Origin of the sequence: Mucilaginibacter roseus, assembly GCF_021215455.1 — a bacterium.
In the GTDB taxonomy this organism is placed as follows: domain Bacteria; phylum Bacteroidota; class Bacteroidia; order Sphingobacteriales; family Sphingobacteriaceae; genus Mucilaginibacter; species Mucilaginibacter roseus.
In genome coordinates, this window is sequence record NZ_JAJPWV010000002.1 from 285,498 (window position 1) to 301,059 (window position 15,562).

At 44.6% G+C, this 15,562-nt stretch carries 13 protein-coding genes; 3 read left to right on the top strand and 10 right to left on the bottom strand.

Features of this window, described 5'->3' with window-relative positions; all coding sequences use genetic code 11:
• Window positions 1-22: 22 nt before the first annotated feature.
• Window positions 23-2,329, bottom strand: coding sequence for a family 20 glycosylhydrolase (locus LT679_RS06050; RefSeq protein ID WP_232176546.1), 2,307 nt, complete (start codon window positions 2,327-2,329; stop codon window positions 23-25).
• Window positions 2,330-2,525: 196 nt separating this feature from the next.
• The gene (gene trxB / locus LT679_RS06055) at window positions 2,526-3,482 is read right to left on the bottom strand and encodes a thioredoxin-disulfide reductase (protein ID WP_232176549.1); all 957 of its coding nucleotides are present in this window, start codon (window positions 3,480-3,482) and stop codon (window positions 2,526-2,528) included.
• A gap of 219 nt (window positions 3,483-3,701) precedes the next feature.
• Here trxB and LT679_RS06060 point away from each other — a divergent pair, with 219 nt between their 5' ends.
• Window positions 3,702-4,067, top strand: a complete 366-nt coding sequence (locus LT679_RS06060; protein ID WP_232176551.1) for a YtxH domain-containing protein — start codon at window positions 3,702-3,704, stop codon at window positions 4,065-4,067.
• Between the two features lie 72 nt (window positions 4,068-4,139).
• Here the strand turns inward: LT679_RS06060 and LT679_RS06065 are convergent, their stop codons facing one another.
• The gene (locus LT679_RS06065; protein ID WP_232176553.1) at window positions 4,140-6,011 is read right to left on the bottom strand and encodes a M1 family metallopeptidase; all 1,872 of its coding nucleotides are present in this window, start codon (window positions 6,009-6,011) and stop codon (window positions 4,140-4,142) included.
• 59 nt (window positions 6,012-6,070) lie between these two features.
• Window positions 6,071-6,568 (bottom strand): DUF892 family protein, encoded by a 498-nt coding sequence (locus LT679_RS06070; protein ID WP_232176555.1) that lies wholly within the window; start codon window positions 6,566-6,568, stop codon window positions 6,071-6,073.
• A gap of 205 nt (window positions 6,569-6,773) precedes the next feature.
• Here LT679_RS06070 and LT679_RS06075 point away from each other — a divergent pair, with 205 nt between their 5' ends.
• On the top strand, window positions 6,774-7,727 hold the full coding sequence (locus tag LT679_RS06075; RefSeq protein ID WP_232176557.1) for a Smr/MutS family protein: 954 nt from the start codon (window positions 6,774-6,776) through the stop codon (window positions 7,725-7,727).
• 2 nt (window positions 7,728-7,729) lie between these two features.
• Here the strand turns inward: LT679_RS06075 and LT679_RS06080 are convergent, their stop codons facing one another.
• Window positions 7,730-9,061: a sensor histidine kinase gene (locus tag LT679_RS06080; protein WP_232176559.1), complete on the bottom strand. Its 1,332-nt coding sequence runs from the start codon at window positions 9,059-9,061 to the stop codon at window positions 7,730-7,732.
• Between the two features lie 134 nt (window positions 9,062-9,195).
• Complete coding sequence (locus LT679_RS06085) at window positions 9,196-9,894, bottom strand: class I SAM-dependent methyltransferase (protein WP_232176561.1); 699 nt, start codon at window positions 9,892-9,894, stop codon at window positions 9,196-9,198.
• A 38-nt stretch (window positions 9,895-9,932) separates the two neighbouring features.
• On the opposite strand from LT679_RS06085, the gene LT679_RS06090 reads away from it, so the two are divergent.
• Window positions 9,933-10,637: a DUF92 domain-containing protein gene (locus tag LT679_RS06090; RefSeq protein ID WP_232176563.1), complete on the top strand. Its 705-nt coding sequence runs from the start codon at window positions 9,933-9,935 to the stop codon at window positions 10,635-10,637.
• Window positions 10,638-10,691: 54 nt separating this feature from the next.
• Here the strand turns inward: LT679_RS06090 and LT679_RS06095 are convergent, their stop codons facing one another.
• The 4 genes from LT679_RS06095 to LT679_RS06110 all read right to left on the bottom strand — a co-directional run bounded on the left by LT679_RS06095 (window position 10,692) and on the right by LT679_RS06110 (window position 14,726).
• A complete protein-coding gene (locus LT679_RS06095; RefSeq protein WP_232176565.1) occupies window positions 10,692-10,886 on the bottom strand; it encodes a cold-shock protein in 195 nt (64 codons plus the stop codon).
• An 86-nt stretch (window positions 10,887-10,972) separates the two neighbouring features.
• Window positions 10,973-12,115, bottom strand: a complete 1,143-nt coding sequence (locus tag LT679_RS06100) for a GAF domain-containing protein (protein WP_232176566.1) — start codon at window positions 12,113-12,115, stop codon at window positions 10,973-10,975.
• An 86-nt stretch (window positions 12,116-12,201) separates the two neighbouring features.
• Window positions 12,202-13,365 (bottom strand): diaminopimelate decarboxylase, encoded by a 1,164-nt coding sequence (gene lysA / locus LT679_RS06105; protein ID WP_232176568.1) that lies wholly within the window; start codon window positions 13,363-13,365, stop codon window positions 12,202-12,204.
• Window positions 13,366-13,415: 50 nt separating this feature from the next.
• Window positions 13,416-14,726, bottom strand: a complete 1,311-nt coding sequence (locus LT679_RS06110; protein ID WP_232176571.1) for an aspartate kinase — start codon at window positions 14,724-14,726, stop codon at window positions 13,416-13,418.
• Window positions 14,727-15,562 lie beyond the last annotated feature (836 nt).

A 15,562-nucleotide genomic window follows, 5' to 3' on the forward strand; every position in this document is an offset into this window, starting at 1 on the left:
CTTATCAATAGTTTTTAATTAATCAGTTCAAAATAGATTCGGGCGAAAGCTCACCTTTTGGCTTGCCCGGTATAGTCATATACACCCGCAGTATTGCCGAAGGATTTATATTAAAATATTTCACCGTAATTTTATGAAAACCCTTTTGCAACGCGACTGAACCACCCTGTTCAAACAGGTTATGCCGGCCATCGTTATCAACTACGGGCTGGTCGTCTATCAGCAAAACAGAGCCATCATCGCTTGATGTAGCAAAACCATAAACGCCGTCGGTATCTATATTGATATAACCACTGTAGATTACACCAAAATTTATATTCTCTTTTTTGAATGATAGCGGGCTAAAAGTTTTCGTCATGCCCGTATCCAACAAACCACCACTTTCAATGCGACCGGTGTTGCCAAACGCGCCCGCGTAAACCTGGTATCTTAAGCCCTTTGTATTTCCCTGAAACTGTACAGCCGGCAACGGCCCCAGGTTATAAACCGTTGTTTTGGTTACCCTGCTGCTTTTGCCCGACGGTGATATCACTATGGTCTGCAGCTCGCGGTACTGCCCCGGCGGCACGGCGTAGGTGATGGGTGTGCTGTACAAAATGTCTTTATCCGTAACCGGATAGCCATCAATATTATAGTATATTTTGGCGCCCTCTACCGGCGATTTCAAATCGACCGTAAGTTGCGGCGCAAACATAATGGTATCTACCGCGCCGATAGCGGGCGGCACCCGGTAGTTGTACTTCAGCTCATCTAAACGAGCCAGGTGGCGTGGCAGGCGCTGCTGCGAAAAATTGGCAAAGTTTTTATTTGCCAGTTGCGACCACGCTACTTCCGAAAGGGCGATCAGCCTTGGCAGCATCATGTACTCCAACTTGTTTTCTGTGCCGATATATTCCGTCCATAAGTTGGCCTGTACACCGATGATATATTTTTGCTGCTCTGGCGTGAGCGCACCGGGCGTTGGGTTGTAACTGTATGTTTTGGCCAGCGGCGCGTAACCTCCAATACCAAATGGCTCGCGGTACAATTTGTCCTGCGCGTGATCGAGATAGAGGCCGTTGGTTCCAGGCGTCATGATCACATTATGCTTTTGCTGCGCCGCCTCAATACCGCCAGACTCACCTCTCCAGCTCATTACAGTAGCATTTGGCGCCAGGCCGCCTTCCAATATCTCATCCCAACCTATAATGCTGCGGCCTTTGGTGTTCACAAATTTTTCCATGCGCTGCACAAAGTAGCTTTGCAGGCCATGCTCGTCCTTAAGTTTCAGGTCGCGGATCATTTTCTGGCAGAACGCCGATTTCTTCCAGGCTTCTTTAGGCACCTCATCTCCCCCGATATGGATATACTTGCTCGGAAAAAGTTCGATCACCTCGGTCAGTACATCCTGCAAAAAGGAAAATGTTTTTTCACTCGGACAAAAAACATTTTCAAATACGCCCCATGTTTCGGCAACTTTATAAACTTGGCTTGGGTCGCAGCTTAACTCAGGGTATGCTGCAAGCGCGGCCATGGCATGACCAGGCATCTCAATTTCGGGCACTATGTTTATGTAACGGTCGGCAGCATATTTAACCACGTCGCGTATTTGTTCCTGAGTATAGAAACCGCCGTGCGGCGTGTTATCAAATTGCTGTGGTGTACGGTCGTGATAGTTACCTATAACCGTTTGCGCCCTCCGGCTGCCCACCTGGGTTAACTTCGGATATTTTTTTATCTCGATGCGCCAACCCTGGTCGTCTGTTAAATGCCAGTGAAAGTTGTTGATCTTGTAATAAGCCAGCAGATCAATATATTTTTTTACCGCCTCTACCGTAAAAAAGTGGCGGCATACATCAAGCATAAAACCACGGTAACCAAATCGCGGATAATCGTCAACCACAACTGATGGCAGCTTTATGGCGCCTGCCCTATCATCAGCAAATAATTGAATGAATGATTGTATGCCGTAAAATATACCGGCACCCTTACCCGCTATGGTCACCTTTTCGGGTGTGATGGTTAGCCGGTAGCCATCAGCAGGCATATTTTCGGTACCTGTTGAGGTAAGCACAATGCTGTTGCCTACATTCTTGCCCGAGTTATGGTGCACCGGTATGGCCAGGTTGGCCTTGGTTTTTAAAAAATCTGCCAAAAACTGAACAGCTTTATTGTTCACCGTATCAGCAAGCAAGGTAGTTTGCCTGCTTAGCGTAAACTCTCCGGCTGTTTTACGGATTGATACCGGTGCGGGGATGATACCCAGGTTTGCATCAGCAGTTTGGGCGTTTGATATGTTTACAGAAAGGCCAAAAGCCAGGGGCAGCAATAAAGCAATCTTTTTGTACATCAATGTTAAAACGGATAGTTTAAATAATTATGATGTGGTGAATATAACAGATTTTGCCATATTAATAATCTTGTTACTTGATTATTACAAAGGCGGTAAAGCTAAAAGGAAATCCGGGTTAAAATATTGCCATATAAGCAAAAGGCCACATTCAAACTAATGAACATGGCCTTTATATATTTTTACTTATGTGATGTTAAGCGGTAACCACGTGCTCTTTAGCGGCGAGGTAACGCTCGGCATCGATAGCTGCCATACAGCCTGAACCGGCGGCAGTGATAGCCTGGCGGTAAATATGATCCTGCGCATCGCCACAAGCAAATACACCTTCAATGTTAGTTTCAGATGAATCGGGCTTGGTAATGATGTAACCGGTTGGGTCCATATCAATCCAGCCGCGGAAAATCTCGGTATTCGGGTGGTGGCCAATAGCTACAAAGAAGCCGGTTACGTCAAGTTTAGTTTCCTCGTTAGTTTGGTTGTTGATCACCTTAACTGCGTTCACGGTCTGTCCATCGCCCAATATTTCTTTGGTTTCGGTATTGTATAATACTTCGATGTTTGGCGTATTCAGCACGCGGTGAACCATAGCTTTTGAGGCGCGGAACTCATCGCGGCGAACAATCATATACACCTTGCGGCAAAGTTTTGCCAGGTAGGTAGCTTCTTCGGCAGCGGTATCACCGGCACCTACTATGGCTACGTCCTGCCCGCGGAAAAAGAAACCATCGCACACGGCACAGGCTGATACGCCAAAGCCATTGTATTTTTGCTCAGATTCCAGACCCAGCCATTTTGCCGAAGCACCGGTTGAAATGATCACTGTATCGGCCAGGATAGTCTTGCTTTCGTCAACCACTACCTTATGCGGCAGGCTCGCAAAATCAACCGAGCTTACATACCCAAAGCGGATATCAGTACCCAGGCGCGATGCCTGCTTCTCAAAGTTCTGCATCATTTCAGGCCCTAAAATACCTTCAGGATAACCGGGATAGTTTTCCACCTCGGTAGTTTGGGTAAGCTGGCCACCGGCAAGCATACCGGTATAAAGTACCGGTTTCAGATCAGCACGGGCTGCATATATCGCGGCAGTATACCCCGCCGGACCAGAGCCTATAATAAGGCACTTTACGTGTTCAAGTTGTTCAGACATCAATTAATAATTGAATTTATACACAAATGTACAATTAAAGGCTGACCGGGTCAATATCCTATAGTCAACAGAGTGCAATTAGCTCGTTGCCTTTATCTTTCCCATGTTATTTACCCGCTGGCAGATAAGTAAGCATGTAATTTTTTGTAAAATAATCTAAACCAGCCTTATCCAATTTTGTTAAAACTTAGAATCATCTATAAAAAAGGAAAGAAAGACATGAAAGATCAATCAAAATTAGTTGCCGCGCTGTTAATCGGTGCTGCAGCTGGTGCCGCAGCAGCTTTATTACTGGCACCCGATAGTGGTAAAGCTACCCGTGAAGAAATTGCTGATTACTTTGGCGACCTGCTTGACTCAACTAAAGAAAAAGCGAGCAAAGCTGCTTCAAGCGTAAAAGAGTACAGTAATGATATTGTTGACCGTGCAAAATCAAAATTTCAGCACGCCAAAGAAAGTGCGGCTGATTATACCGACACACTGGTTGACACAGCAAGAGCCAAAGGCAGCGAGTATGCCGATGACGCTAAAGACAGTGTAAAAAGCACCGCTAACGGCTGGAACAACGCGATACAAAATTCATAATACATCAAATTATAAAACAAGAAACCCCGGCCAAAATTTGACCGGGGTTTCTTGTTTTTATAGGTTTTGAACTTATAACTTAAAGGTATTGTCTTTCACGGTTGCATCCATAAATATACCGCCATCAAGCGTTACACTTTGTACGGCCTTGGTTGTTTTTATGATGATCGCGGTTTGTTTTTGGTCGGCCTTCCAAACCGAGGCGGTTTGGTGCAGGCTTTCGGTACTGCCATCGGCGTAAGTTACCTTTACATCAAACGGCGCCGCGAAACCACCAATGTTTTGTATAGCAACGCTGTAACCGCCATCGGCTTTGGTAACGCCCTGTACAGCCAGGTCGATGTAATAATTAGTAAAGTACCAGTTATTAAAAAACCAGTTCAGGTCCTGACCTGATACATTGCTCATGGAGTTAAAATAATCCCACGGAATAGGGTGTTTGCCATTCCAACGATCCATGTAACCATGCAGGGCTTTTTTAAACAGTTCATCGCCCAGCATATCCTTTAACGCTAAGTGGCTCAAAGCAGGTTTACCGTAGGCGTTGTTACCGTAACCCATACGCAACTCGCTCGACGGGGTAATTACCGGCAAATCCTGATAAGTTGATTTATTGTTGATCCAACCCGCAACACGGAATTGCTTGAACAGACTTTCAGCTTTTGCTTTACCAAACTCAGCAGTACCAATAAGCAGCTCAAAGGTAGTTGCCCAGCCTTCATCCATAAACGCGTAACGGCTTTCGTTAACACCCATGTAAAATGGCATCCAAGTGTGGGCGATCTCGTGATCCTGCACAAACTGGGTAAAATCAAAGCTATCGGTATGGCTGTCGTTACACATCATTGGGTATTCCATATCGGCAAATCCCATCACCGATGTCATTTTCGGGAAGGGATAAGGTACGCCCGGCCAGTTTTGCGACAACCAGCTTAAGCTATGCCTGCCAAACTGAACCACCTTATGAAAATCGGCGGCCGAATCGGCAAAGGCAGCCTGCATGCTGGCGCGGCGTTTGGTTTTCGGGTCAACTATCACACTGGCGGCGTCCCATACATAATTATCGCTCACGGCCAGGGCTACATCGCTAATGTTGGTACAGGTCCATGTCCAGGTATTCAGGTCATTTTGCGCGGTTACTTTCTTTTTGGCGATGTCATCAGCCGTAGCTATATGGATAGTTGAATCGCTGGTAAATGATTTTTGCAGACGCTTGTAATACTCCGGCTGCAATACCTGCTTAGCATTTTGCAGCGTACCGGTAGCCCAAACAATAAAGTTTTTAGGCGCCTTTACGTTCAGGGTATAATCGTTAAAGTCGTTATAAAACTCCTGTGCATCTAAAAACTCCAGGGTATCCCAGCCGTTATAATCATCATACACGGCTATGCGCGGATAAAAATATGCCAGAAACATGGTTGACGGATTTAACATACCTTCCCTTCCGCTTTGTACCGATGCCTGGAAATGCCAGTCGATATCCAACTTCAGCGAGTCGCCCGGGTTAAGCGGTTTAGCTAAACGCACACCACGGTTAGTACCCGATGGCTCATTGTTCCATTTCTGGGTATTGCCGTTGATCTGCATTTTATCAATCTGTATACCTTCAGTAAGGTAATCTTTTTCCGTAGCGGAGAAACGGGCAGCTCCGGGGCGGTGTGTATTCAGGATAAACTTCAGGTTAAGCAAACGCAGCGTATCCGGACTATTATTGATATAAGTAATTTGCTCCGTACCATTAACATTACGCGTTTTGGGGTCAACAGTTACGGTAATGTTGTAACGGCCGCGATTTTGCCAGTAATTTTTACCGGGCTTGCCATCAGGCGATCGGGTTTGTTTGGCAAAGGCCGCCTTGATGTCGCGCGGCATGTAAAGGCTTTGCGCCTGCGTTTGGTAAACGGCAGCACCAAGCAGCGTTGTAAAAAGTAATTTTTTAAGCATAGTGTGAGGTCAGCAAGTTAATAATGTAAACTGCTGTAAAGCTATGCTATAAACGGTAATTATTCAACCCCGAGGTATTCTTTTGCAATCAGTTCAAAAAGCCTGTCGTTGTCAATGGCTTCGTCAAAACATTCTACAAGCAATTGCTTTATCTCGTTGTTACCCAGCTTAGCTGCCAACAGGTTAAGCATACGGCTGGCGCTGATGTTAATTTGCTCCAGCATTTGTATGTAGAGCATAATATCAGTGTCCGTTTCCATTGCATTGTCCTGAGGCTCATCCAGGCAAAAATTATCTTTAATGATGGCCTTTATCGCGTTGCAATTAGAATCAGATGGTTGCTCGTTTATTAAGGCATATATCACATCCATCCGCTTTACCTGGTTATGCAGGTCGCCGGCAAATTCTTCCAGGCCCAGTTTCAACGCGCCGAAAGATGCCAGACCTATCAGATAAGGCATTTTCTCTAATAAATAACCTTTACTGAAATACAACCTGTTTAAGTTATGTGTAAACAGTTTATCGGATTGATTGCTGGTAATGTTTTGCGACGGCATGGTATTTCAGGAGCGATGTAACAGGTATTGTACTTACAGTAAAAATAATACTTATAAAAGTAAAGCAGCGTTTTTTAATACACATACCGGCTTTTTTAGCCTATAAGCTAACTTATTAAGCTATTAATAAATTAAATAAACTATTGCAGTTCAAATTAAACAAAGGCATTACACTTACACCGTATTTTTGGCTTAGCTTTGCACCATGAAACACAAGTTAGGCGATTTTGTAAGGTTTATTGATGAAAAACTGGAAGGCTATGTTACCCGCATAATTGATGAGCAGATGATTGGCGTTACGGGCGATGACGGCTTTGAAATACCGGTTATGGCCAGCAAAGTTACTGCTGTTTACGGGCACATGGACGATGCAAGGGAAGCCGAAACTAAAGCACCGGCCATTACGCCTATACCCGCAGGCGAATTTATAGCGCGTGGCGTATACCTGGCGGCAGTACCTGATACCCGGGCGAGTTCTGTGGTTCATTTCCAGCTTATCAATACCACCTCGTTCCAACTGTTGGTTTCAATTCATGGCGAGCATGATAAAAAGTTCAAGGGTGAATTTGCCGGCATTGTTCAACCCAAAACAAGCACACAGGTTCACTCCGCTCAATTGGCCGACCTGCAGGTATGGCCCAAGCTAACCGTAAATATCATCTACCACACCACACAAAACGTGCAACCGCCTTCGCCGCTTACTTACAGCGAGAAATTTAAGGCTAAGGATTTTGCCGGCGCTAAGCAAAAGTTACCTTTAACCGGCTTGCAGGGCTGGCTTTTCAGGCTTGATGAAGATGAACTGGTTATTGATGCCGGTAAATTAAAGGAGAGTTTTTTCAAAACTGCCGAAGAAAAAGCAGAAGTGGTTGGCAAACCTGAAAATGAAGTAGACCTGCATATTGAAAAACTACGTGATGATTATCACTTTTTAAGCAGTGCCGAGATATTGAAAATACAGCTCGATCATTTCAACAAAAAGTTGGATGCCGCCATTGTGCACCAACTGCACGAGATTGTGTTTATACACGGTGCCGGGAATGGCATTTTAAGGCATGAACTGCATAAAGCGCTTGGCCGCAACAACAAGGTGCAAACATTTATGGATGCCCGTAAGGAAAAATTTGGCTACGGCGCTACTAAAGCGGTTTTAAAGTAAGGCTAACCGTTTGTAACGGCTTTCAACTCGTTTTTTACAAAGTTGTCGCCGTTATAAACTTTAAGGCCGATACAGAACGTAGTGCCCTTACCAGGCTCGCTGCTGAACCATATTTTGCCGCCCTGCAATTCAGTAAACTCTTTACATAATAACAGGCCAAGGCCTACGCCCTTTTCGTTACCGGTACCATATGTTGATTTTGCACGCAATGAAAACATATCTTCCTGCTGATCGGGCGGGATGCCGATGCCTGTATCAATTATACTGATACAGCACTCCGTGTCGTTATAGTCAGACTTCACGAGGATTGTGTCGCCGCAGTTACTGAACTTGATGGCATTGTTTATCAGGTTACGAACAATAAGCTGCAACATGTCCGGATCGGCAACAACAGGCGCTTTGTCTTCAAGCTTGCTTATAAGCGTTATACCTTTACGCTGTGCCTCATTTTTTTGCAGCTGCAGCGTGGTTTGCAACGCGTCGCTTACATTTACCGTGGCCAAATTTACATTTACGCCTTCCATTTGCGATTTAGTCCACGTAAGCAGGTTCGACAGCATTTTCTGCGTATTTTGGGTAGCGTTCAGTAAATCCTTTTTAATTGACATTCGCTCGCTCTCTTCAAGCTTAAACTCCGACAATATTTCGAGGTAGTTTTGTATGGAGCTTAGCGGCGCCCGTAAATCATGCGCTAAAATGGCGTACAGCTTATTTTTAGTTATGTTTGATTGTTCCAGTTCATCGGCCTTATGCTCCACGCGCAGGCGCTCAAAATCGTAACTACGCCGTATGTATGTGGTAACAACCGAAATAATAACCGCTACTACCAGGTACGAATACATAAAATCAAAGTAACGGCTCTCCCTATCCGGATAGGTTGATGGTACAGAACTGGCGTCAACATATTCTAAGCCCATCAGGCTGAGTACTATGGCAATGTTTACCGCAATCCAAAACCAATACTGCTTTTTAGGTACTACCGATATATTGATGAAGCATCCCAACAAAAAGATAAGCACCGTGGGTCCACGCGTGCCCGAGTTGTCAAAAAAATTGGCAACCAGCAAACAGTTGCTGAGGATGTTGTATAAAATGATGCTGAGATTAAACCGCCGCGCAATCCTCGACAAATAATATGATACTGCAACCAGCACCATGCCTCCGGCCATAAGGGCAGCCAGTTGAGGCATATCAATATACAAGTTTGAGAATATGTTAAGGAAAAGCGCGATAACCGTTACTACGCATACTGTATGGAATATGCGCTGCTCCAGAATAAATTCCGCAGGCTCGCCGATTAATTTTTTAATTAAACCAGGCAATGTATTCGGCATGTGCAGCAATAGTAACAGCAGTTGATTAGGGATGCTTACGTGAAGGTAATCGGCTTTTACTAATCATCCGTAAAAAATAATACATTTTAATTAATGGGTATATAATTTTACGTATCGTTAATTATAGTTGCCGATTACTTACAACGGCTAACCGGATGCAGTTTAGCCAAATACTGTCCATACTCATCCTCAAAAATTACCTCTCCCTGCCAGCCCTCTTCACGGGCTATGGTAAGCATGGTTTTTTCGTCGATATACAGCCAGCTAAACCAGTCTGAACGTTCGCCTTTGTAAGCATATTGATACGACACTTGCCCGTAATAATCTCCTTCAGGCAAACCATCCGGATACAGGTATGCCACGTCAGACGAATCAAACAACAACTGTCCGCCGGGCAACAGCAGCGTTTTGGCGTGCCTTAAAAAACGGCGCAGGCCGTCCAGGTCTCCGGCTATGCCAATGCCGTTCATTAGCATAAGTAAAGTATCATACTGCCTGGCGTTATAAGCGAATATATCCGTCTGTAAAACATCAGCTACTCCCCTTGCCTGCATAACCTCTGTAGCAAAGGTAGATATATCCAGTGCGGTTACAGCGGTATCCCACTGCTGCAGCACCAGGCTATGGCTGCCTGCGCCGGCGCCAACATCAAGCACGCTGCCGTTACAGTGGTTAAGGGCGCACCATTCCAGGTCGGGCATATCGTCCTCATCTCTAAAGTAGGTGCGTACAGGCATTTCTTCGCGCGGGCCGTAACGGTTATATATCCATAGCTTGCTTACCTTGTCGCCATGGTAATAATTATAAATTGCCTGTCCTAAAATATCGCTCATATGCAGCTGCAAAGTAAATAATTTATATTTGACGCTGCATGACCTCTACCACCATTAGCTATATTTTACTTTCACTGTTGCTTGCTGCAGGTATGCTGTTTTCGGTAAAACGGCATAAGCTAACACGCTGGGCAGCCTTTACCGGCGCCTTTACAGCGCTGTTACTTTATATGGCCACCGGCTTTGCCGGCGTGCTTATGATGACGGCTTTCTTTATTATCGGCACAGCGGCTACATCGCACAAAAAGCACCTGAAGCAAGGTATTGATAGCGATAGCGCGCCGCGTGATACCTGGCAGGTACTTGCAAACAGCGGTACAGCGGCCATACTTTCTATTACGGCACTACTGTTCCCGGCGTATAAAAACGAAATGCTGCTGATGATCGCCGGAGCCCTCGCTACTGCTGCAGCTGATACCGCATCAAGCGAACTCGGTATTATTTACGGACGCAATTTTTACAACATTATTAGCTGGAAGAGAGATACGCGCGGACTTGACGGCGTAATAAGCCTGGAAGGTACACTGCTTGGATTAGCAGGCAGCTTCTTAATAGCTCTTATTTATGGATTATTCGCAGGCTTAGGCTGGGCGGTTGTAGCCATATCGCTGGCAGGTGCAGCAGGTAATTTAGCCGACTCGCTGCTGGGCGCAGTGCTGGAGCGCAGGCAACTGATAGATAACAATATGGTGAATTTTTTGGCAACGCTTACCGGCGCTGTAACTGCCGCCATAATTGCATAAAAAAAGCACCGGTGAAAAACCGGTGCTTTTTACGATCAATAAAATGATATATGATTATATAACTTTTACTTTTACCGCATTTAAGCCTTTACGGCCGTTTTCAACCTCAAACTCTACTTTGTCGTTCTCCTGTATCTCATCGATAAGGCCGGTTGAGTGTACAAAAATGTCTTGCTCGCCACTGTCAGGCACGATAAAGCCAAAACCTTTTGTAACGTTGAAAAATTTAACTGTTCCTTGTTTTTGCATTGTATTGTTTATTATAAAGTGTGCAATGTAGGTATAATAATCGGCAAAGCCGCAATATATTTACCTGCAATGCCTTGTATTGACAATCAAGCTACTATTGAGAGATTATTGTTGATGGTATCTTCCGAATCTTTAACGATTAGTTTTATCTTCTGATCTAACTCATCCACTACCAGCTGCATCATTTCCATGTACTCCTCAATACCCATTTTATCCTGCTCCAGCTTCATAACATGCAACAGGCCCAGCAATGATGCTACCGGGCGACGCAGTTCATGCGATTGGATGATGGCTATACGGGTAAGTGCTTCGTTCTGCACCCTGATCTGTTCTTCCTGGAGTTTGCTTTGCGTAATGTCAACCGCGTTTATGGCCACGCCTACCACCTCTTTTATAATATTGCGGATGGGTACTATTTTTACTTCTCGCCATCCTTCATGCTGTGTATCCCGCCAAACCAACAACTCCTTTTTGATGGAACGACCGCCAAACGCCTGGTTAACCAACTGCCTTAATTCAATAGCGGTATACTGATCTACGTACTCAAAAAGGTCAGCACCGACTACGGGCATCTTGTTTAAAACGGCAAACATGGCAGAAACTGTTGCCTTATTCATGGCCATAATGCGCATACCCCGGTCAACCAGCACATGCTGATCGCTGCTGCTATCAAATATGGCTTTTAGCTTAAGCTCCGAATCGGTAACGTCCATACTGTTTTGCATGGAGTTTTTATGATGTAATTCCAGCTCTCTTAAACTGGAGTCGAGTTGCATCAGGTTCATAGCCTGCCGGGCCAGCATCCTGAGCGTATTTTTCTCTTCAATATCCAGTTCACGCGGCTCAAAGCCTACTACACATAAACTGCCTACCGCATAGCCATCATCGGTTATTAGCGGGCAACCTGCGTAAAAGCGCGCGTTAGGATCGCCGCAAACCAGCGGGTTTGATGAGTAGCGCACGTCAAGCTTCATATCGGGCACTACAACTACGTCGCGTTTTTTTATGGTATGGTTGCAAAAAGCTATTTGCCTGGGCGTGCTTTCTATATCAACACCTTTACGCGCTTTAAACCATTGGGTATCTTTACCTAAAAGTGTTATCAAAGCTACGGGGGCATTACATAGCCGGGCGGTTAATTCAGCTATTCCGGCTAAATCGCGGCTTGTTGATGCATTAAGAGAGGTAAACCTGGTTACGGCTTTAAGGCGGTTGTATTCATCATTCATTGTGATACGGAAACATAAAACGGCGTATACACTTACGCCGTTTTATGTTCAGAACACCTTATACCGAAGTTTGTTTTTGGAAATAATTATTCGCCCGAATAAACGCTTTGTATCGGCGTGCGCAGGTTATAGCCCGATGCCATCACCTGCCCGTAAGCTCCGGCCGTACGCACCGCGATAATATCTCCGCGGTATGATTGCGGCAGCTCCACATCCTTACGGAAACAGTCAGTGCTTTCGCATATCGGACCAACAACGTCATATTTCACCGCGTCGGTAACGTTCTCCGGCGTGCGGCTCAAATTATCTATCTGGTGGTATGCCTGGTACAGCATAGGCCTGATCAGTTCCGTCATACCGGCATCAAGCACCAAAAAATTTTTACGCTGGCCATTTTTTACATATAACACTCTCGATATCAATGCCGACGATTGCGCCACCAATACGCGGCCAAGCTCAAAATGCACCTCTTGCCCCGGCTTAACATTTAAAAAGTCTTTAAAAACTTTAAAATAGCTATCAAAATCGGCGATGTTGTTTTGGTCCGGGCTGTGATAATTTACGCCCAGGCCTCCACCGGCATTAAGTATCTTGATGGTAAAGCCACGGTCCTCAAACCAGGTTTGAATTTCGTTGATACGTACGCACAGGCTCCTGAACACCTCCATATCGGTAATTTGCGAGCCAACGTGAAAGTGTATACCTACAAACTCCAGGCTGGCGCTGCTGCGCAGCTTCTCGGCTACATCATTCAATTGCCAGGTGTTGATTCCGAATTTATTTTCATCAAGCCCCGTAGTAATATAGTGGTGGGTATGCGCATCTACATTCGGATTTATACGGATAGCTACGCGGGCTTTTTTGTTACGTGCTGCAGCCAAGTCATTAATTACTTCCAGCTCCTGAACCGACTCCACGTTAAAGCAGAAAATGTCGGCATCTAAAGCGGCAATTATTTCTTTGTCTGATTTACCTACGCCGGCAAACACCACTTTGTCTTTACTGAAACCATACTTCAGGGCGGCTAACACCTCGTTTCCGCTCACGCAATCGGCACCAAAGCCGTAGGACTGAATGGCTTTGAGTACCTGCTCATCAAAATTAGCCTTCATGGCGTAGTGCACATGAAAGCCGTATTTACCTGCCGCCTCACTGCAGGCAGCCAATGTGCGGCGCAGCAGGTCGAGGTCGTAGTAATAAAAAGGCGTTTCCAAACCCTGGAAACGATCTATAACATTATCGTTAAACATTTTATAGCAAACTTAAATGCCTGCGTACAGGCAAAATGCAACAAATGCCGTTAAAATAAACGGCTGTGTAAACTACGCAGCGCTTCGGTTTTTTCCTCAGTTTTTACCAGTAATGACAAGTTATGCTCACTGCCTCCGTAAGAAATCATGCGTAACGGAATATGTTTTACAGCTTCCAGCACGCGCGCGGCATAACCGTGCTTATCGGTACCAAAATCGCCAACTACGCAAATAATAGTCTGTTTAGTTTCTATTTCCACACTACCGAAGGTGTTTAATTCAGCCTCTATCTGGCTGAGGTAAGTGGTATCGTCAATAGTTAATGATACGGCCACTTCCGATGTGGTGATCATATCGATAGAGGTTTTATAACGCTCAAACACTTCAAAAACACGCCTTAAAAAGCCATAAGCCAGCAGCATACGGCTTGATTGTATGCGAATGGCCGTTATATCATCCTTGGCGGCGATTGATTTAATGCGGTTCTTTTCGCTTTCATTAGTGATGAGCGTGCCCTGAGCCTGCGGATCCATGGTATTGAGCAGGCGTACCGGTATTTTGTAACGCTGCGCCGGGAAAACGCTCTGCGGGTGTAATATTTTAGCGCCGAAGTAAGCCAGCTCGGCTGCTTCATCAAATGATAGCTGGGCAATTGGCTGCGTGCCTTTTACAATACGCGGGTCGTTATTGTGCATACCGTCAATGTCCGTCCATATCTGTACTTCCTCGCTGCGTATACCCGCCCCTATTAATGATGCGGTATAATCACTGCCCCCGCGGCGCAGGTTATCAATTTCGCCAAAGCTGTTGCGGCAAATATAGCCCTGCGTAATAAACAGGTTGTTTTCCGGATGTTTTTCAAGCAACGGGGTAAGGTGCGAGGTGATGTAATCAACCACAGGCTCATTATCCTCGTCAATCTTCATAAAATCAAGCGCAGGTAACAGTACCGACGGCACCCCGATCTCTTTAAGATAAACATGGTATAATGTGGTCGACAATAGTTCGCCCTGCGCCAGTATTATCTTCTCTTCAATTGGCGTGAACAAATCGTTAGCCAAGCCGCCAAGCAGGTTAAAATGATAGTCGATCACTTCCTTACCTTGCGCACGGTATTCCTCGTCAGCAAGAAGCTCCTGAATAAAAATTTCGTACTTACCCTTTAATGCAGCAATTAATGAGGCCGCCTTGGGCTTATCGCCTGCAAGGTATGCCTGTCCTATTTCAACCAAACTGTTTGTTGTGCCCGACACTGCCGAAAGCACCACGATCTGACGTTGAGAAGCATCAATAATATCCAGCAGCTTTTTCATCCTTTCAGGACTGCCTACCGATGTTCCTCCAAATTTTAAAACTTTCATCTTTACAATAATTACTTAATTGAAAAATTGATCTTGCTGCATCAATTTTAGCGGCGCTAAAAATAGGATTTTTAAGCACTTATCGGTGAGTTATTGTGAAGAAAAAGCATCTAAAAAACTTACGCTATGCCGAATTGCATCAAAATGTCGTCCTTTAATTTATACATATTGTATTCGTGTTAACAAAATGTGCCCGTTAAATTTAACATTATAATGATAATCAGGAAAAAAGTGTATAGAAAAGTGTAAACAACATTTTCATAACACGTATACTTTTCAAATATCCATTGCATACAAAGTTTAAAAAACGGTACGAAAAAGCTGTTTTCCAATAAATCACTTTAAAATTTCATCTCACAAGAAAATGGGCTCACAATAACCGCAGACCTTTTTCGTAAAAAATTTTTGGATTGATTATCAGTTAATTAAATTAACAACATAACAATTTGATAACATTAGCACAAAGTTTGTTCGTAACGTATTGTAATGATACACCAATATCTTACGTAACCTAAATATAAAACTGAGGAGTTTTGTGATTATTAACGCTTAACAGCAATCATGTTGAAGGGCAGTGTTTTATTATCTACATTTTATGAGAACTGAAAAATCAACGTTAAGGTGCACTTGTGGAGCGCCTTATCATTTCGAGAGCAAAACAAATCCTCTCGGCGCGCTATTGTTTTTCTTACCAATTCGTCGTTTTTTCTGCGCACATTGTTTAAAAAATGCCTATGTGTGGTTACCAGATAAAATGGCGAGACGGTTTCACCGAGTATAAGTGAGTATGGAAAAAAGTTACAAAAAAGAAAGAGCCGCTGTTAACAGCGGCTCTT